Annotated in this window: 15 protein-coding genes; 7 read left to right on the top strand and 8 right to left on the bottom strand. The window is 51.3% G+C overall.

Annotation, left to right across the window (positions count from 1 at the left end):
* The first annotated feature begins 29 nt into the window (after positions 1 to 29).
* Together ABXT62_RS05405 and ABXT62_RS05400 are read left to right on the top strand one after the other, a co-directional pair.
* Entirely contained in the window at positions 30 to 785 is a 756-nt protein-coding gene (locus tag ABXT62_RS05405; protein ID WP_415357582.1) for an endonuclease/exonuclease/phosphatase family protein, read from the top strand.
* A 207-nt stretch (positions 786 to 992) separates the two neighbouring features.
* Positions 993 to 2,795 carry a long-chain-acyl-CoA synthetase gene (locus tag ABXT62_RS05400; protein ID WP_415357581.1) on the top strand — a complete coding sequence of 601 codons (1,803 nt, stop codon included), beginning with the start codon at positions 993 to 995 and terminating at the stop codon, positions 2,793 to 2,795.
* A 69-nt stretch (positions 2,796 to 2,864) separates the two neighbouring features.
* Here ABXT62_RS05400 and ABXT62_RS05395 read toward each other — a convergent pair whose 3' ends face one another.
* The 4 genes from ABXT62_RS05395 to ABXT62_RS05380 all read right to left on the bottom strand — a co-directional run bounded on the left by ABXT62_RS05395 (position 2,865) and on the right by ABXT62_RS05380 (position 6,612).
* On the bottom strand, positions 2,865 to 4,172 hold the full coding sequence (locus ABXT62_RS05395) for a DEAD/DEAH box helicase (protein ID WP_415357580.1): 1,308 nt from the start codon (positions 4,170 to 4,172) through the stop codon (positions 2,865 to 2,867).
* A gap of 128 nt (positions 4,173 to 4,300) precedes the next feature.
* Positions 4,301 to 4,828, bottom strand: a complete 528-nt coding sequence (locus tag ABXT62_RS05390) for a DUF4136 domain-containing protein (protein ID WP_415357579.1) — start codon at positions 4,826 to 4,828, stop codon at positions 4,301 to 4,303.
* Positions 4,829 to 4,909: 81 nt separating this feature from the next.
* Positions 4,910 to 5,710 (bottom strand): DoxX family protein, encoded by an 801-nt coding sequence (locus ABXT62_RS05385; protein ID WP_415357578.1) that lies wholly within the window; start codon positions 5,708 to 5,710, stop codon positions 4,910 to 4,912.
* A 128-nt stretch (positions 5,711 to 5,838) separates the two neighbouring features.
* On the bottom strand, positions 5,839 to 6,612 hold the full coding sequence (locus tag ABXT62_RS05380) for a ferredoxin--NADP reductase (RefSeq protein WP_415357577.1): 774 nt from the start codon (positions 6,610 to 6,612) through the stop codon (positions 5,839 to 5,841).
* Between the two features lie 111 nt (positions 6,613 to 6,723).
* On the opposite strand from ABXT62_RS05380, the gene ABXT62_RS05375 reads away from it, so the two are divergent.
* The 4 genes from ABXT62_RS05375 (at position 6,724) to ABXT62_RS05360 (ending at position 10,968) form a co-directional block, all read left to right on the top strand.
* Positions 6,724 to 7,611, top strand: a complete 888-nt coding sequence (locus tag ABXT62_RS05375; RefSeq protein ID WP_415357576.1) for a LysR substrate-binding domain-containing protein — start codon at positions 6,724 to 6,726, stop codon at positions 7,609 to 7,611.
* A 90-nt stretch (positions 7,612 to 7,701) separates the two neighbouring features.
* Positions 7,702 to 8,808, top strand: coding sequence for an S-(hydroxymethyl)glutathione dehydrogenase/class III alcohol dehydrogenase (locus ABXT62_RS05370; RefSeq protein WP_415357575.1), 1,107 nt, complete (start codon positions 7,702 to 7,704; stop codon positions 8,806 to 8,808).
* A 305-nt stretch (positions 8,809 to 9,113) separates the two neighbouring features.
* Positions 9,114 to 9,935, top strand: coding sequence for an S-formylglutathione hydrolase (gene fghA / locus ABXT62_RS05365; protein ID WP_415358167.1), 822 nt, complete (start codon positions 9,114 to 9,116; stop codon positions 9,933 to 9,935).
* A gap of 241 nt (positions 9,936 to 10,176) precedes the next feature.
* The gene (locus ABXT62_RS05360; protein WP_415357574.1) at positions 10,177 to 10,968 is read left to right on the top strand and encodes a class II aldolase/adducin family protein; all 792 of its coding nucleotides are present in this window, start codon (positions 10,177 to 10,179) and stop codon (positions 10,966 to 10,968) included.
* 38 nt (positions 10,969 to 11,006) lie between these two features.
* Here ABXT62_RS05360 and ABXT62_RS05355 read toward each other — a convergent pair whose 3' ends face one another.
* Positions 11,007 to 12,614, bottom strand: a complete 1,608-nt coding sequence (locus ABXT62_RS05355; protein WP_415357573.1) for an ABC-F family ATPase — start codon at positions 12,612 to 12,614, stop codon at positions 11,007 to 11,009.
* A 134-nt stretch (positions 12,615 to 12,748) separates the two neighbouring features.
* Positions 12,749 to 14,128, bottom strand: a complete 1,380-nt coding sequence (dbpA, locus tag ABXT62_RS05350) for an ATP-dependent RNA helicase DbpA (RefSeq protein ID WP_415357572.1) — start codon at positions 14,126 to 14,128, stop codon at positions 12,749 to 12,751.
* Positions 14,129 to 14,373: 245 nt separating this feature from the next.
* Here dbpA and ABXT62_RS05345 point away from each other — a divergent pair, with 245 nt between their 5' ends.
* Positions 14,374 to 15,399: an SDR family NAD(P)-dependent oxidoreductase gene (locus ABXT62_RS05345; protein WP_415357571.1), complete on the top strand. Its 1,026-nt coding sequence runs from the start codon at positions 14,374 to 14,376 to the stop codon at positions 15,397 to 15,399.
* Positions 15,400 to 15,406: 7 nt separating this feature from the next.
* On the opposite strand, the gene ABXT62_RS05340 is transcribed toward ABXT62_RS05345, so the two are convergent.
* Positions 15,407 to 16,693 carry an alkyl sulfatase dimerization domain-containing protein gene (locus ABXT62_RS05340; protein ID WP_415357570.1) on the bottom strand — a complete coding sequence of 429 codons (1,287 nt, stop codon included), beginning with the start codon at positions 16,691 to 16,693 and terminating at the stop codon, positions 15,407 to 15,409.
* Positions 16,690 to 17,958: a sulfotransferase family protein gene (locus tag ABXT62_RS05335; protein ID WP_415357569.1), complete on the bottom strand. Its 1,269-nt coding sequence runs from the start codon at positions 17,956 to 17,958 to the stop codon at positions 16,690 to 16,692. The genes ABXT62_RS05340 and ABXT62_RS05335 overlap by 4 nt, the downstream gene beginning before the upstream one ends.
* Between the last annotated feature and the right edge of the window lie 8 nt (positions 17,959 to 17,966).

Raw genomic sequence — 17,966 nt, 5'->3', positions numbered from 1 at the left:
TTTTCTGTGGCTTTATGGCGGGTATACCTGTGAGTGACGACATCAATGTATTGACCTACAACATCCACAAGGGCTATTGCAGTGGCAATCGTCGGTTTGTGTTGAAGGCTATGCGCGACCGTATCGCTGAGACCGGGGCAGACATTGTCTTCCTGCAAGAAATTCATGGCACGGCGATCAAAAGTAACGCCAAACGCAGGCGCTTCTCTTACCCAGATCAGCCGCATTTTGAGTACCTGGCAGAGGAGGCCTGGCCTCACTTCGCTTATGGACGCAACGCGATCTACCGTAAAGGAGATCATGGTAATGCTATTTTGAGCAAGCATCCTTTCGTCAGCTGGGAGAATATCGATATTTCAGTTTTCCGAGGCTCCAGTCGCAGCATTTTACACGGTGTGATTGAACTACCACAAAAAAAAAGTCGCCTGCATACGCTTTGTGTCCACCTGGGACTGCTTGAACAGGAACGCCGCGAGCAGCTGCAAGCTCTCACCGACAGAATAAAAAGCCATGTTCCCGATAATGAGCCATTGATCATCGCCGGGGATTTCAACGACTGGCGGCGCCGCGCGGGACGCCAGCTACATACTGAGCTGGACCTAGAGGAACTGTTCGTAAAACTGCATGGCCGCCACGCCTTGACCTTTCCCGTTTGGGCACCGCTTCTGCCAGTGGACCGCATTTACTACCGCGGATTAAAACCAACCGCTTGCAAACGTCTCAGTACCGATCACTGGCGCGAACTGTCTGACCACGCGGCACTTTTTGGCGTGTTTCGCCTATGACCGTAGATATAAATTCCGCTATTACTCTTATCGATTAAATTCTTGGGCAGACTGCACTAGGCGCAATTGGGCGCCACAACGCCTAACCCGCTCAGACCTGGAGCCAAGAAAACCCTTTCCTATAAAGTTAAAATTGGTACTATCTTATGGCCCTAGCTTATATCCGCTATGGTTTCGCCCTAACGTCTAATTATAGAGAGCAACACCATGAGCTTAAAAGATGTCCTCTCAACACTGGCAGAGGTACCTACTCTGCTACAGGTTACTAAAGAGACAAAAGCTAGGCCATTGACCACTAGAGATTGCCTCGCAGCCAGAGTGGAACGCACCGCAGCACGCTTTCCTGCGCATACTGCAGTCATATTTGAAGGTCAGAGTCTCACCTGGGCGGAGCTCAACGCCAAGGCTAACCGGTGCTCAAGTGCCTTGCGCGCGCAGGGTTTGGCCGCTGGCGATGCAGTAAGCCTCATTATGGAAAACCGCATCGAATTCCTGACCTCGCTTATTGCCCTCAATAAACTCGGAGCAATTACCGCCCTGATCAATACCAATCTGGTAGGCTCCCCTCTTATACATTGCATCAAGATCACCAAATCCAAAATGTGTATTTTCGGCGAAGAACGTCTGCAAGAAATAGCCGATGTAAAGTCCGATCCTGGTCTTGAATGCGTCAAAAACTGGCTGTTTGTTAAAGACGCAGGCAAGCAGCTATGCCCTGCTTGGGCCACAAACCTGGAAGAAGGCGCCGAGAACAACACAAACCCGGCCCAGACAAACCAAAATACCCTAGCCGATGTAGCGCTGTATATGTACACCTCCGGCACCACTGGTCTACCCAAGGCCTCGGTAATCACCAATCGTCGCTTTCTGCTATCCTCTGCGCTGTCATACAAGGCGGGCATAAAATGCAAAGAGAACGACTGCATTTATCTCTGTCTGCCGCTCTATCACGGTACAGGCCTTTTCCTCGGCGCTGGTGCTGCATTTTCTACCGGAGCCTGCATGTTTATCCGGCGAAAATTTTCCGGCAGCAACTTCCTCCACGAAGTGCGCGAACATCGTGCAACCTGCTTCATTTATATTGGCGAATTATGCCGTTACCTGCTTAATATTCCTGCGCAACCAGACGATCACAACACTCCCCTGACCCGCATGATGGGGAACGGGCTGCGGCCTGATGTCTGGCACGAGTTCAAGAATCGCTTTGGCGTCGAACGAATCGCAGAATTTTACGGCTCAAGTGAAGGCAATGTTGCATTCATCAACATGTTAAACAAGGATTGTACGGTTGGTTCCACCAGCGTTCCAATAGCCTTAGTAAAATACGATGTAGATGCCGACGAAATTGTAATCGATGGAAGCGGTCATTGTGTCCTGGTCGCCGATGGTGAGCCCGGCCTACTGTTGGGGAAAATAACTGAAAAAACAAGTTTCGAAGGCTATACCAGCAAAGAAGAGACTGAAAAGAAGATCCTGCGCGACATTTTTGAAACAGGAGATGCATGGTTTAATACCGGCGATCTCATGAAAACGGTGGACGTAGGGTTTTCTCTTGGACTACGGCATTTTCAGTTTGTCGATCGTGTAGGCGATACTTTTCGCTGGAAATCTGAGAATGTTTCAACCAACGAAGTCGGTGAAATCATCAACGCTCATACTCAGATAGATTTTTGCAACGTCTACGGTGTGGAAATCCCGAAAGCTGACGGCAGGGCTGGCATGGCATCGCTGGTACTGACTGAAGGGCTGGACACACTGGATATCGAGAGTTTTTCAAGCCACGTCAACGAACACCTACCCGCTTACGCCCGACCCGTATTTCTTCGCATACAAAGTGAAATGGACACAACGGGTACGTTCAAAATGGTCAAGGGAGAGTTGCGCAAAGAGGGATACGACCTAGATCAGGTCAATGACCTCATCTTTATACTCAAACCGCGCAGTGATACTTATGTGCGTCTGACGGAAGATTTTGCAGCCATATTGAAGGCAGGAGACGCAGGGTACTGATAGCCCTTATCTCCCTTTAACCACTGAGAGGGTATGGATCACAGCAAAAAAGGCAGCTGACAACCAAACCTATCTTGTGCTGTTGCCTGTTCGCTTTTTTTGTCTCGGCCGATTATGCCCTTCTGTACTGCGTCCACGTGAAGTAGGACCAGGCTGCTTGTCATCGCGACGACCTCGCCCGCCAGCGGTCTTCCCCTGTCCCGACGTGCGAGGCTTACGCAGCGGTGCACTAGCAGGGACTTCATGATCAGGCTCGAACCCATCAACATATTCTCGGGTAATATGCCGCTGAATAACTTGTTCAATGTCATTAAGCTGTTTGATCTCATCCGCGCTGACTAGGGAAAATGCCCGCCCGGAAGCACCCGCCCGACCCGTCCGGCCAATCCGATGCACATAATCTTCAGGGACATTGGGTAAGTCGAAATTGACCACCTGTGGCAACTGCGCGATATCGAGTCCACGAGCCGCAATATCCGTTGCTACCAGCACACGTATCTTACCGCTCTTAAATCCTGACAAAGCCTTGGTGCGAGCACCCTGACTCTTGTTACCGTGAATCGCGGAGGCATTAACGCCGGCCTTTTCCAAATACTCTGACAGCCGGTTGGCGCCATGCTTTGTCCGACTGAACACTAATACCTGCTGCCAATCGTTCTGTACAACAAGCTCCCGCAGTAATGCGGATTTACGGATTTTGTCTACCGGGTATACCCACTGTTTCACCCTCTCAGCGGTTGTATTAGGAGCAGACACCGACACTTCCAGAGGGTTGTTCATTATCGTTTTGGCCAAGCCCCTGATCTCGTTGGCGAACGTCGCCGAGAACATCAGGTTTTGACGCTGCTGCGGCAGCAGCTTAAGAATGCGGCGGATGTCGTGAATAAAACCCATGTCGAGCATGCGATCAGCCTCATCCAAGACGAGAACTTCAAGATCAGAGAATTTCACCTCACCCTGTTGGCACAAGTCTAGCAGTCGGCCCGGCGTAGCCACCAGGATGTCGATGCCTCTGCGCAATGCAGCGATCTGCGGATTGGGCTTTACACCACCGAACACCACCGTCGACTTAAACGGCAGATGCGCGCCATAGGTCGCGATGCTTTCTACAACCTGAGCGGCCAGTTCGCGCGTAGGCGTCAGCACCAGCGCTCTGATGCGATGAGGATGCGCAACACCCTTTGCGTGGAGTAACTCCAATATCGGCAGTGTAAACCCCGCCGTTTTACCGGTACCGGTCTGGGCGGCGGCCATCAAATCGCGACCGGATAGAACGGCCGGAATGGCAACGGCCTGAATGGGACTGGGTTGGCGATAGCCCTTTTCTTCGATTGCACGCAATAACGGCGCAGACAGACCGAGCTCATCAAATGTCATGAAAATTCTCTTGGCTTATTCTGATTAGCCCCATGATCAGGTGTCTAGCTGATGGCTGTAAGGGCGCGGCAGCGTACAGTATCGTCGGTTAAATAGCGACCGCAAGCACTGAATCCCTGCGGGTCGAGTCAGGGCTCAATCGGGTTGGGTGGAAATTGCGCGAGCATCGCTGCTGCTGCCTGCCGACTGTATTCAGCGGCGCCACTAGTGTCTGTTTGATCATCTAGATGTGCGCGAAAATTAGCTCTCCAAACCGTTTGCAGAATGACAGGATCAATCATGTCGACATAGATCGTAGCCTCGGTAATTTTCTGTGTCGCCGGATCGAATGTACTCACGGTAGCACTTTCCTCTGGCACAAACCTCCAGGAGAGGAACATGTCCGCGTAAGAATTTCCTGTCGCTACTTTGAAACCCCGTTGCTGTAGCTCTGCGGTCAGCGCCTCATTGATCCTGACAATCTGTGCATCAGACATCATCATCGTCTCGACAGTGTCCCGAACTATCGGCTGAATCGCAATGTTATGCACGTGACTAAAGTCGTAATTGCGGTTGTAATCCACTGTGGCCGTGGGCGTACTCGACAGGTTATTGCAGGCACCGAGCAGTGCTGCTAGACACAAACCAAGGAACGGTAAAAAGCGGCTATCTCGCATATTCTATCTCCACATCTGAGCATTCTGTCAGGGGAGGGCAACTGCAACACCTGCTTTTCCTAGCGACCAACACGTGACGCATTACCGACCCACACTTTTCATCATACCATCCAAGGAAAATCGGCTCGCACCGATCGCAGCAAACACAAGAAATAGGGCTATCATCAAGGCTGGATATTCCCATCCACCGCCCTCAGACGCCCAGATGAACCCTTTACTAAAATGACCCCCAAGATAGGTTGCAATCAGGAAATACAGTGCGGCACAGGCACCTGCTAATCGCGTAAGGAAACCCAGCCCAATACCAATTGCAATACCCAATTCACAAAGACCTGCAACCAATACGAACCAAAAGGCACCCGATAAATTCATACTCTGAAAAGCTGAAATATCTTCTAATCGCGCTGCAGAACCCGCAAAAAGCTTTTCAGTAAAGTGAGGAACGAGATCAAATCCAACGTACAGACGTAGAAAAGTCAGCCCCCACTGTGTAGCGTCCATTGCTGGTACGGCCCGCTTCAGATCGTCACGCCTCGCGATAAAAAAAACGGTGATGGCCATCAAGAATGCAGGCAATACGGCCCATGCAACCAGCTCAATGCCTAACAAACCTGCTATCCGCCAGCCCATCAGCATAGTCAGCAGTCCAATCATAAACCCAGGAACAAAGGTGCGAGGCACAACAACTACCCACACTACCGTGGAAATTGCCAAAAAAAGTATGCTGAACAAACCCGCACCTAGAGGTAAAACGTCTCGCGATGTTGTGAACAAAGCAAAGCAGGCCATGACGAGGCCTAAACCGGTCAATCCCCCGACAATGCGATAGTGCGTGTTAGCCGGGGCTAGATCATTATTGAGTCTTATTATTAGGTTACTCATCGCTTACTCGCTGAATATCATCTTCTATAATATATACTAAGACACACTCTCATCTAAAGTTAAAAATTTTAAGAAATGTACATTGGTAGCGTTTGATAAAACGATAACTCAACACACGCTTACAGCACTCAGCTTTCTACAAAGGCCCGCTCAACAACGTAATGTCCAGCCTCGCCATGGCGCGCCTCTCTCAAGCCGCGAGAATCTAAGAGGGTGGATATATCCTTGAGCATACTGGGACTGCCACAAATCATAAATCGGTCCGTGTCGACATTTACTGGTGGCAAACCAAGATCCGTGGTGAGCTTTCCAATACGCAGCAGGTCAGTAAGCCGCCCATTGTTGGCAAATTTTTCCCGCGTGACCGTTGGATAATAGAGCAGCTTCTCACGCACCATCTCACCAAGATACTCGTGCCGAGGGAGATGGTCAGTAATCAGTTCTCGATAGGCTAGTTCATCGGTATAGCGGCAGCCGTGGGTCAAAATAATCTTATCGTACTGTTCATAAAGCTCGGGATCCCGGATGAGACTGAGAAAAGGCGCCAGCCCGGTGCCTGTGGCGATGAGATACAAATGCTTGCCCGGCAACAGATTATCCTGCACCAAGGTACCCGTCGCCTTGCTATTAACCAACAAGGCATCGCCCACCTCAATCGCTTGTAGTTTGGATGTCAGCGGTCCATCGGGCACCTTGATACTGAAGAACTCCAACTCGTCCTCATGATTGGCGCTGGCTAGGCTATACGCACGCATTAGCGGCTTACCCTCGCTCTCCAACCCAATCATAGTGAAATGACCATTCTTGAATCGAAAACCTGGATTGCGTGTGGTCTTAAAGCTGAACAAGCGATCTGTCCAGTGGTGAACAGCCGTTACTTGCTCTGTTAATATTTGTGCCATGGGCTTTACTCGTTACTGGATGACGAAGTGGGGAGAATAAAGGTTGCCTTTAAATCGGTAAAGTGGTTATATTCTATAATATATATCGTATTTTCCGATAAAGAGGACGTCATGCGTTACAGCTTGCGCCAACTGGAAGTTTTTCTTGCTACCGCCCGCTACGAAAACGTAACCCGCGCTGCCGAGACGCTGGCTATGTCTCAGTCGGCAGCCAGCGGCTCGCTCAAGGAATTGGAACGCCAGTTTGATATGAAGCTCTTCGATCGGCTGGGCAAGCGACTACAGCTCAGCGAGTTGGGGCAGCAACTCAGGCCCCAGGTCGAAAGTCTGCTGGAGCAAGCGCGTTCCCTTGAGCAAGCACTGACCGGCGAAGACGTGGTCGGACGACTCGAAATAGGCGCTACGCTGACCATTGGCAACTATATTGCTGTCAACATGATCGCTGACTTTCGCCAACAAAATGCAAGGTCGGATATTATTTTACGTGTGGCGAATACTGAGACCATTGCCAAACAAGTCGCCGGATTCGAACTCGATATGGGACTGATTGAAGGCGAACTGCAGCACCCAGATCTGGATATTGTGCACTGGCGGCGTGATGAGTTGGTGGTGTTCGCCGCTCCAAACCATCCGCTGTCAACATCGACTGCCCTGTCCGATCAAGACTTGTTAACCTTACCCTGGATAGTCCGGGAACCGGGCTCCGGTACCCGTCAGGCGTTCGACCGCGCAATGCAGGGTATTCTGACGGATCTGCACATCGGCATGGAACTGCAACACACTGAAGGCATCAAACGCGCCGTAGAGGCGGGTCTGGGAGTGGGTTGCCTGTCGCAGATCTGTGTAGCAGAAGCGTTTAAGCGCGGCTCGTTGGTGCCACTTAAGGTACCTGGGCGTGACTTCCGCCGTGAGTGGTATCTCATCACGCACCGCGATAAATTCCACAGCGCGGCACTTAAACGGTGGCTGACACTTTGTCTGGAACGCTGGTCGGTATAAATCTCTTTTGCTAACCACTGCGCTGTTTATCTCTGACAGGCATATCGTTAAACTGACGCCCCCTGTCAGTTGATTTTTTAGAGGATTACAATGAAAACACGCGCAGCAGTCGCCTTTGAAGCGGGCAAACCCTTAGAAATCGTTGACGTTGATCTAGAGGGACCGCAAGCCGGTGAGGTCATGGTGGAAATGAAGGCGACAGGAGTCTGCCACACCGATGCCTTCACTTTATCGGGTGACGACCCCGAAGGGGCATTTCCCGCCATACTCGGACACGAAGGTGCGGGCGTTGTAGTCGAAGTCGGTTCCGGCGTCACCTCTCTAAAAGCAGGCGACCATGTGATTCCTTTGTATACAGCCGAGTGCCGAGAATGCGAATACTGTCTCAACCCCAAGACCAACCTATGCCAGGCAGTGCGCGCAACACAGGGGCAGGGCGTAATGCCAGACGGTACCAGCCGGTTTTCGCTGGATGGTAAACCCATCCTGCACTACATGGGCTGTAGCACGTTCGCCAACCACAGTGTACTGCCGGAAATTTCGCTCGCCAAAGTGCGCGAGGACGCGCCGTTTGACAAGATCTGCTACATCGGCTGTGGCGTCACTACCGGTATCGGCGCGGTCGCTTTCACCATGAAGGTCGAGCCCGGCTCTACCGTTGCAGTTTTCGGTCTCGGGGGCATCGGCCTCAATGTCATCCAAGGCGCCAGAATGGTAGGTGCAACACGCATTATTGGTGTCGACATCAATCCCTCAAAAGTTGAGCTAGCGAAAAAATTCGGCATGACGGATTTCGTGAATCCGAACACAGTTGAAAACGTAGTTGATCACCTGGTTGAGATGACAGGCGGTGGTGTGGACTACAGCTTTGAGTGCATTGGCAATGTCAATGTAATGCGCCAGGCGCTGGAATGTTGCCACAAGGGCTGGGGACAAAGTTGTATTATCGGTGTTGCTGGCGCGGGGCAAGAAATATCGACGCGCCCATTCCAGCTAGTCACTGGACGCTCATGGCGCGGTACCGCTTTCGGGGGTGCACGTGGTCGCACGGATGTTCCAAAAATCGTCGACTGGTATATGGAAGGCAAGATACAAATTGACGATCTGATTACCCATACCATGCCATTGACAGATATCAATAAGGCGTTCGATCTGATGCACAGCGGCGAAAGCATCCGGTCCGTCGTCGTTTACTAAGGCGCTAAGAAATAGAGCACATTAGCGAGCGTTTTAATCCTTTTTATACCCCCGTTAGTGTGCGTTTGATTTGCAAATGAATACAAATTTTACAGGTGGGACATGCATAGGCTAAAGGAAGCGAAGCTTATTATGCTGCCAATGACTACACACATCTGATGCTGTAATCTTCATCTAGATAACAAACGTTACTGGGAATTCGGGATGGTCACACTCCCCTACTCGCACTGTTGCACCATGTCTGTAATAATTCGCATTCTGACAATGAGAAAAGGTTGTATCTAGTGGGTTCCTTAGTAAAAATAATGGAGACATCGTCTTTTGGTGGGCGGCAGCTACGCTTCTCCCACACCTCGAAAACGCTCGACTGCGATATGAATTTTTCAGTTTATCTGCCACCGGCAGCGCAGCAGAATGACGTGCCCGTACTTTACTGGCTGTCGGGATTGACCTGCACCGACGAGAACGTCATGCAAAAGGCGGGAGCGCAACAGTATGCTGCCCAGCACGGCGTTGCTCTTGTCGCACCGGACACGAGCCCGCGCGGAGAAGGTGTGCCGGATGATCCAGAGGCTTCTTACGATTTTGGGTTAGGTGCCGGTTTTTATGTGGATGCAGAGCAGCCACCCTGGTCCCGCCACTACCGGATGTACGACTATATTGTGAACGAATTGCCGAAACTAATAACCACCAACCTGCCAATAGACTGCGAGCGAGCAGGAATTTTTGGTCACTCCATGGGCGGACATGGCGCGCTGACCATCGCGTTGAAAAATATTGGGCGCTATCGCTCAGCCTCTGCTTTTGCACCCATCTGCTCCCCTATCAACTGCCCCTGGGGCCAGAAAGCACTCGAACATTATATTGGCAGCGATCGTGAACGCTGGAAGCGTTACGATGCTACTGAGCTCGTAATGGCTGCCGAGCAGCACTTACCCTTGCTGGTGGATCAGGGCGATGCCGACAATTTTCTGGTCCAACAATTGAAAATAGAGCTGCTGGAGCAGGCCTGTGCTGACGCCAACTACCCCATCACAATACGCACACAGGCAGGATACGATCACAGCTACTTCTTCATTGCCTCATTCATCGGCGAACACATTGAATTCCATATGCGCCACCTATAAATCGAGGGCCCAACAGCATTCAAAGTACTGTGCCATAACGGCTACCCTCGCCCTGCAGACAGAGCTTCGTGCCACTGCCACGCTTTTTGGAAAACACTGAAACAACAGGATCTGCCAGATCTAGTGGCAGCAAGCCCTCATCTAATTATACGTTATCGCGTCTCGCTACTTATCGATTTTTAGCATGAGAAAAGTGTAGACTGTGCAACAACGCTGTAAAACCATGAGCGAGGTACATAATATGAAGGCCCCAGCAAACAGTATCGTCATGAATATAGGCGACACAAACGGCATGACTCCACAGCCAGAAAATATGGACGAGATACGCCAGGATCGAAAAAACAAGTTAGCCGCTTCATTGCGCCTGTTTGGAAAATTCGGTTTTGATGAGGGTGTCGCGGGTCACATCACTGTGCGCGATCCCGAGCGAACTGATCATTTTTGGGTGAACCCCATGGGCAGATCTTTCAAACAGGTCAAGGTGTCCGAGTTGCTACTGGTCAGTCACACTGGCGAGGTAGTTGAGGGGAAGGGTTTACTCAATGGCGCAGCGTTCACCATTCACTCGCGAATTCATATGGCCAACCCCAAGGTAACGGCAGCAGCGCACTCCCACTCATTGTATGGCAAGGCCTTTGCCTCACTCGGAAAACTACTGGATCCGCTGACTCAGGACAGCTGTGCCTTCTATGAAGACCATGTCCTGTTTGATGATTTTAGCGGCGTGATATTAGACAATAGCGAGGGCGAACTGATCGCAGCGGCATTGGGTGATCGCAAAGCAGCCATCCTGCAGAACCACGGGCTACTCACTGTGGGTGAATCTATCGAGGCCGCGGCCTGGTGGTTCATTACCATGGAGCGCAGCTGTCAGGCGCAGTTGATGGCTGAAGCGGCCGGGACACCCAAACTCATACGCCACGACGTTGCACTTCTCACACGGGAAATCATCGGAAACCCTTTCGCAGGACAATTCAACTTTCAGCCTCTGTACGATGTAATGATCGCCGAGCAGCCGGAATTACTGGAATAAATGCGCGCCTAATTTTTCAGGCATGTACTGAAAGTACATTAATTAGCGCGTATTGCTCGCTGCTCTTGAGAGCTCAGATACTCTTCGTAGGTGCCCTGAAAATCCACTAACTCGTGATTCTGGATGTCAATAATCCGCGTTGCCAGTGATGACACGAACTCACGATCATGGCTGACAAAAATTAGCGTGCCGTCATAGTGCTCGAGCGCAAGGTTTAGAGACTCAATACACTCCATATCCAAGTGGTTGGTCGGTTCGTCCAGCAAAAGAATATTGGTATCCATCATCATCAGTTTACCAAATAGTAAACGGTTCTTTTCTCCACCGGAGCAGACCTTCACCTGCTTTTGAAAATCATCCGATGAAAACAACAGCCTGCCGAGCGTAGCGCGCACAATCTGATCGTCGTGATGAGGTTTGCGCCACTGACTCATCCAATCAAACAAATTGAGGTCACAATTAAATGTAGAAGTACTATCCTGCGGACAGTAACCCAATGTGGCGTTTTCCGCCCACTTGACGCTGCCGCTGTTCGCTGCGACTTCATTTATCAGACAACGCAGAAAGGTTGTCTTGCCCGCACCGTTTTCGCCAATGACTGCCACTCGAGCGCCCGCTTCAAGAATCATACTCCCCTTAGTAAACAGTGGTCCCTCATCAAATCCGTGGGACAACTTATCCAGCACCAGCGCCTGGCGGTGCAACTTCTTTTCCTGCTTGAACCGGATGTAGGGACTGATTCGGCTGGAAGGCTTGATGTCATCCAGCTTTATTTTTTCAATGCGCTTCGCACGCGAGGTGGCCTGCTTGGCCTTGGAGGCGTTCGCCGAGAAGCGGCTAACAAACTGTTGAAGATCGGCAATTTCAGCGCTCTTCTTGGCATTTTGCGACTGCTGACGCTCGCGAGCGGCGGTAGATGCCATCATAAAGTCGTCGTAGTTGCCTGGATAAACTCGCAGTTCTCCATAGTCGATATCCGCCATATGGGTGCACACTGCGTTGAGGAAATGTCGATCATGCGAAATGATAATCATCGTACACTTACGCTCATTGAGCATAGCTTCCAGCCATCGAATTGTATCAATATCGAGGTTGTTGGTGGGCTCGTCAAGCAGCAATATATCAGGATCAGAAAACAGAGCCTGCGCCAGCAACACACGCAATTTCCAGCCCGGCGCCACCTGGCTCATTAGGCCGTAGTGCAGCTCTTGCGCAATACCTGCGCCCATCAGTATCTCTCCGGCACGGCTTTCAGCGCTGTAACCGTCCATTTCAGCAAACTGGACCTCCAACTCTGCAACCTTCATGCCGTCCTCTTCCGACATCTCAGGCAGTGAGTAGATACGATCCCGCTCCTGTTTAACCGTCCACAACTCCTCGTGGCCCATCAAGACCGCATCGACAACGGAGTATTTCTCAAAGGCGAACTGATCCTGGTTTAATCTGCCAAGACGCTCATTTGGCGTAATAGATACATTGCCGGCTGAGGGCACCAGACTGCCGTCTAGGATCTTCATGAAGGTTGATTTTCCGCAGCCATTAGCGCCGATCAGGCCATAGCGATTGCCATCACCAAACTTGACCGAGATATTTTCAAATAGGGGCTTAGCAGCAAACTGCATAGTGATGTTGGCGGTAGAAATCAACGGAGTTTTCCTGACACGGGTGTGTGGTTGAGGTACGAGTACGAAGGGATTGCAAATAGGGGCAGCACTCTAGAGTATTTACCGTATCAGGTCGAGCGCGGTCTGCGGTAATAATCCAAATTTTCAGCGCAATTCTAGAGTTTACGCACTTTGAACTTACGCCCCTTAATCTTGCCATTAAGCAACCGTCCCAGGGCTCTATCTGCCTGAGGCCGGGCGATGGCGACATACGTGGAGTATTCTGTCACGGTGATCTTGCCCACGGCTTTACCATCGATTCCCGCCTCTCCCGTCAGTGCCCCGAGGACGTCACCCGCCCGGACCTTCTCTTTGCGTCCGCCATGAATACACAAGGTGGCAAAGGCAGGCTGGGGCAACTGCTTATTCGTATCCTGTACCTGATCAATTACCTCGAACTCCAACTCACGACGCTGATACAGCCCAATAGCCTGCAGCTTATAATGCTCCGATTCGGTAAGGAGACTAATCGCTAGGCCCTCTTTGCCCGCGCGCCCCGTGCGCCCTATGCGGTGGACATAGACTTCAGCATTGCGTGGCAGCTCAAAATTGACTACAGCGGGCAAATCATCAATATCCAGACCCCGCGCAGCGACATCGGTGGCGACCAATATAGTGCAACTTAACTGCTTAAATTGTATGAGCACTTGGTCGCGATCGCGCTGCTCCATATCACCGTGCAGTGCCTGAGCGTGGATACCAGAGCGATCAAGGTACTCGCACACTTCACGGACTAATACTTTGGTGTTGCAGAATACGACAGCACTAGCAGGCTGAAACGTCGTCAGCAGCTTGACTAGCGCTGCTAGTCGCTCGTTTTTGTGACAGACAAAAAACCGTTGACTGATCTGCTGGTCGTCATGCAGTGACTCAACGCTAATGCGTTGCGGAGAACTTTGAAAGCGACTACTTAGTAACTGGATGTTGTCCGGAAAAGTCGCGGAAAACAACAATGTTTGTCTCGATGACGGCGTTTTACCAATAATCGTTGCGATGTCATCAATAAAACCCATCTCCAGCATCCGATCCGCCTCGTCCAGCACCAGTGTGCTAATCCGCTCTAGCGACAGGGTCTCCTTATGTAAGTGATCCTTGATACGGCCCGGGGTGCCTACGACTACATGCGCCCCGTGTTCCAACGACCCTATTTGCGGCCCTATCGATTGACCACCACACAGCGTGACAACCTTGATATTCTGCTGGTAACGGGCCAGACGCCGGATCTCGCTGGCTACCTGTGAGGCCAGTTCTCGCGTGGGACACAGTATCAGGGCTTGAGTACCAAAGTCACGGGGGTTGAGTCTGGCCAACAGCGGCAGCGCAAATGCCGCCGTTTTACCGCTGCCGGTTTTGGCCTGACCGATGAGATCCACGCCTGCCAGCGCCTGCGGCAAGGTCGCCGCCTGGATCGGGGTCATTGCTGAGTAGCCCATGCTCTCCAGATTGACAAGCTGGGCAGGGGGTAGGGGCAAACTGGAAAAAAGTTGCTGACTCACGTGGTAGGCCATTTCCGGAATAAACGGGGCGCGAGTGTAACAGACTGCCAGCAATGCTGTGCAAGCAAGGCTTATTAGCCGGTGGAAAATCGCAAAAACAACCCAAATTCTCACGTTACTATGCCCAGATCATTCTCTGTGTCCCAAGCTTAGATTGCTCTACACTTTAACGCTGGAAGTTTGCCAACCCGCCATGGTCAAAGTAAGTGCAGAAAGATCCATAAAGCGAGCAAGAGGGCCCTACTATGTCAAACCAACAGTTTAGTCGTCGTCAGATTATTCAATACATGGCAACCCTGAGCGTGCTGAGCGCCCTGCCGCCAGCAGTAATGGCGCAAATCATCACCCGACAGCCGCCGCACAGTCCGTTTAACAGCGACTCTACCGCCGAGGATGTGACTGCGGGGATCGACCTCAGTGGCATGACTATTGCCATCACCGGTGTCAACTCAGGATTGGGCTATGAAACAATGCGGGTTCTGTCTCTACGTGGTGCCCACATTATCGGCATCGCTCGTACACAGGAAAAAGCGGATAAAGCCTGCGCCACCATTGATGGCGAAACCACACCGATGTTTTTAGATCTGGCAAACTGGGAATCCGTCGTTCGCTGTGCCGAGCGTATCCGCGCTATGAAACTTCCTTTAGACGGCCTCATTACGAATGCCGGCATCATGGCCCTGCAAGATTTAGAGTTGGTCAATGGGGTAGAAAAACAATTTGCGGTCAACCATCTTGGTCATTTCATCTTAATCAATCAGCTTCTGAAACCTGTACTCGCCTCGCCTCAAGGACGCTTTACCCTACTCAGCTCCCGCGCCCATCAGCGCGCGGACAAAGGCATTGAATTCGACAACTTAGATGGCAGTAAACACTATGACCCTTGGAACGCTTACGGTGTGTCAAAGCTGGCTAATGCATTGTGCGCTCGTGAACTGGCTGCTCGGATATCCCATACCGAGGCTACATCCAATAGCGTTCACCCTGGAGTGATTGCAACCGGACTGCTAAAGCACTTGTCGGTCTGGGAACAGTGGGGAGCAAAGTACTTTGGCTGGGCTTTTTTGAAAACCATTCCTGAGGGCGCCGCCACGAGTTGCTACGTTGCTACTAGTCCTGAATTGGTCGACGTACGGGGCTTTTATTTTGCCGACTGTAATGTCGAAAAAGATGTATCGCCCTATATGCAGGACGATACCATGGCTGCAAAACTGTGGGAGGTCTCAGAAGAACTGACCAGAAACTACCTCCCCGCTAATCAGAGGGCTTGAATGGACCTCACATACTTTCAGGTATTGTCCCCTGCAAAAGTTTGATCTGACTCTTTAACCAAGAAGACAACCAAAAGTTTTCGCTATCGCTTAGCAGGCCTTCATGCGCAGCGATCGCCACAGCAGCCGCGCCCGAAGACGGCCGTTGGTGAGCCGCTATAATGTCCAGCAGGTGCAGGGCCTCCGTATATTTTTCCTCACCCACTTTTAGCTGCGCCCGTTGAACAATGGCCTGGGGGCCACCTGCTAGTTCGATCAGATCCTCATGGATGACGCTGCGCGGTTGGGAATAAAGTTCCGTTGTTGATTCATGCTTAAACCAACCCGCGTAATTTTCCCAAATCGCACGTACGCTCCAGGAGACCTTGCCATAGCCCTCCCCTACTTCTAATTCCGACGGCAACTGGATGTCAGCCATTAGCGTATGGACATCCAGACCTGCATTCATGCCCTTCACGGTCTCGTCGTGCACATAGAGTATCGCATCGCGCAGCACTGTTAACTCGGTGGCAATAAGTTCACCACCAACAATCGGTTCGTGATGTCCGTACAAAATAGTTTCAGCCCCGAGATCCATCACCACTTCAACAGCAGCAGCCACGGTCAGTGCATCACGGTAACGATCACCACGAATAGTCACTAAGTTGGGGAAATGTCCAAACGGACAACCAAACAGGTTTCCCGTCAGGCAAATCTTATGCTGAGGAAGCCATACAATGACCGAGTCGTTGGTTTCAGCACCGGGCACCGCGATAACCTCCACCGTTAGCCCGCCCAGCGAAAAGCTGTATCGGTCCTCTACCAAAATATCCGCTATCGGCGCATCCTGTGCTGGATAGTCTGAATAGTCGTTACGCGCATATTGCTCAAACGCTGATGAAAATTTATCGGTAAATGCAAATGCCGAGCGGTTACCGCGAAACGCCGCCAAGCGTCCATCGTAAGACTGATGCTGAGCATTCCCCGCCTGGGCAATAACCGCAAGACCGGGATTATGCTCACGAAAATACGCAACGCCCCCCACATGGTCAACATGTCCCTGTGTCAGAATCAGATATCGCAGGGCATCTTTTGAAAATTCGTCAAAATTGTGTTTGATAACGGGGGCCTCAAAACCCATGCCCGCATTAATTTGGATGTTACCTTCAGAGGTCTGTAGCAGATAACTGTTAGAAAATGCCTCTGACAGAATGATAAAATCATTAATACGTTGGCCGCCAAAGCCGGCAGGATTTGGCTCAACAGGGCGAGATTTGTAGATTGGGTGTCTAACAGCGCTATCGGACAAACTCATAACACTTCTACCTTGACAGGAAATCGTGTGACATAAAAATCAAAGTGCGCGCGCAACTGCTCTGGCTCAACACCAAAATCATTCCGCAAATTATAAATCACCCGCCCATCCTTACCACGCGGATGCTCATCGACAAATGCCTGTAATTCATCACGGGCAAGCGCTGTCATGTCGAGGTCTGCCTTAGCATAAATTTTTTCTACCATTCCCAAGTCATCAGCCATAAACTCGTGAAATAGAACGTCGATACTTCGCTCAGCCGGAAGATTTCCGCGGTCTCGCACGCAGGCCAGCAATAGGTGAACGACGCGATCTGTCCAGTAGCGCATTAAACCCTCAAGATCCACCTGCTTACGATTGATGCGCTGCCCGTAAGCCAGCATTGTCGCCGCCGACTGTATGACCGAGACCGGGTCGCGATGCGTGATTGCAATAGTGGCATCGGGAAACACCTTTTGCAGAACACCCAACTGCTCTAGATGCTGCGGGCACTTCAATACCCACCGCGTTTTATCGCCTGAGACGTCTCCATCCTGCCAAGTGAGAATTTTTAGCACGGTCTTCATATACTCGTAATGAGGAGTCTGATCACAGGCATAGTAGTGATCGCGCCAGCGCGGAGAAACACTTAGCCACTCGTAGTTGTAGGAGGCAAAATCAGGCCCCATCAATTCCAGTTCTTCATGGATATGATCTGGGCTCATAGGATGCATCGCCGCGAGCAGAGGCGACAATGACTGCATCATCTGCCAGGTATCTTCACAGCGCTGATAACGAGGGTCGACACCATTTTCCAACAGCGCTTCTCCTGGCAAGGGAATCGGTTCATACGATTCCCATAGAGGCAGCGCGCGCAGCCTCGAATCAGCGGCCATTAGATTGAGCAAGTGTGTGGTACCAGAACGCGGCAGACCTGCCACGATAATCGGCGCCTGAATCTCTACTTCATGAATTTCCGGATGACGACTCAACACATCCTGTATGAGCAGACGGCTCTTGGCATGCTGCAACAATTTATTGCGCAGCGAAAGCCGACCCAGATTCACTAAGCTTGTATCGCTACCCCATTCATCGCACAACAGTTCCAACCGCGCAAGGAAGTCCGGCGGGCCAAAGTCTTCAAGGCCGGTCGCCTGACTAGCCTCCTGCAAAACACTCTGACTCGTCAGTTCAATCTGAAGAGTCTCGGCATAAGCCAGTGCACTGAGCTGCATCTCGCTGCGCAATGGCTGTGCCAAATCAGTTATGCGGATCGGTTCGTCCAATGAGATGA

This window comes from Halioglobus sp. Uisw_031 (genome assembly GCF_047729875.1).
Taxonomy (GTDB): Bacteria; Pseudomonadota; Gammaproteobacteria; order Pseudomonadales; family Halieaceae; genus Marimicrobium.
This window is presented reverse-complemented; position numbering and strand designations above follow the sequence as displayed.

What these genes read in the sequence shown, in the direction of transcription:
- ABXT62_RS05360 (WP_415357574.1), top strand. Translation starts at nt 10,177, where the DNA reads ATGAAGGCCCCAGCAAACAGTATCGTCATGAATATAGGCGACACAAAC.
- ABXT62_RS05395 (WP_415357580.1), bottom strand. Translation starts at nt 4,172, where the DNA reads ATGACATTTGATGAGCTCGGTCTGTCTGCGCCGTTATTGCGTGCAATC.
- ABXT62_RS05400 (WP_415357581.1), top strand. Translation starts at nt 993, where the DNA reads ATGAGCTTAAAAGATGTCCTCTCAACACTGGCAGAGGTACCTACTCTG.
- ABXT62_RS05380 (WP_415357577.1), bottom strand. Translation starts at nt 6,612, where the DNA reads ATGGCACAAATATTAACAGAGCAAGTAACGGCTGTTCACCACTGGACA.
- ABXT62_RS05345 (WP_415357571.1), top strand. Translation starts at nt 14,374, where the DNA reads ATGTCAAACCAACAGTTTAGTCGTCGTCAGATTATTCAATACATGGCA.
- ABXT62_RS05340 (WP_415357570.1), bottom strand. Translation starts at nt 16,693, where the DNA reads ATGAGTTTGTCCGATAGCGCTGTTAGACACCCAATCTACAAATCTCGC.
- ABXT62_RS05375 (WP_415357576.1), top strand. Translation starts at nt 6,724, where the DNA reads ATGCGTTACAGCTTGCGCCAACTGGAAGTTTTTCTTGCTACCGCCCGC.
- ABXT62_RS05385 (WP_415357578.1), bottom strand. Translation starts at nt 5,710, where the DNA reads ATGAGTAACCTAATAATAAGACTCAATAATGATCTAGCCCCGGCTAAC.
- ABXT62_RS05390 (WP_415357579.1), bottom strand. Translation starts at nt 4,828, where the DNA reads ATGCGAGATAGCCGCTTTTTACCGTTCCTTGGTTTGTGTCTAGCAGCA.
- ABXT62_RS05370 (WP_415357575.1), top strand. Translation starts at nt 7,702, where the DNA reads ATGAAAACACGCGCAGCAGTCGCCTTTGAAGCGGGCAAACCCTTAGAA.
- fghA (WP_415358167.1), top strand. Translation starts at nt 9,114, where the DNA reads ATGGAGACATCGTCTTTTGGTGGGCGGCAGCTACGCTTCTCCCACACC.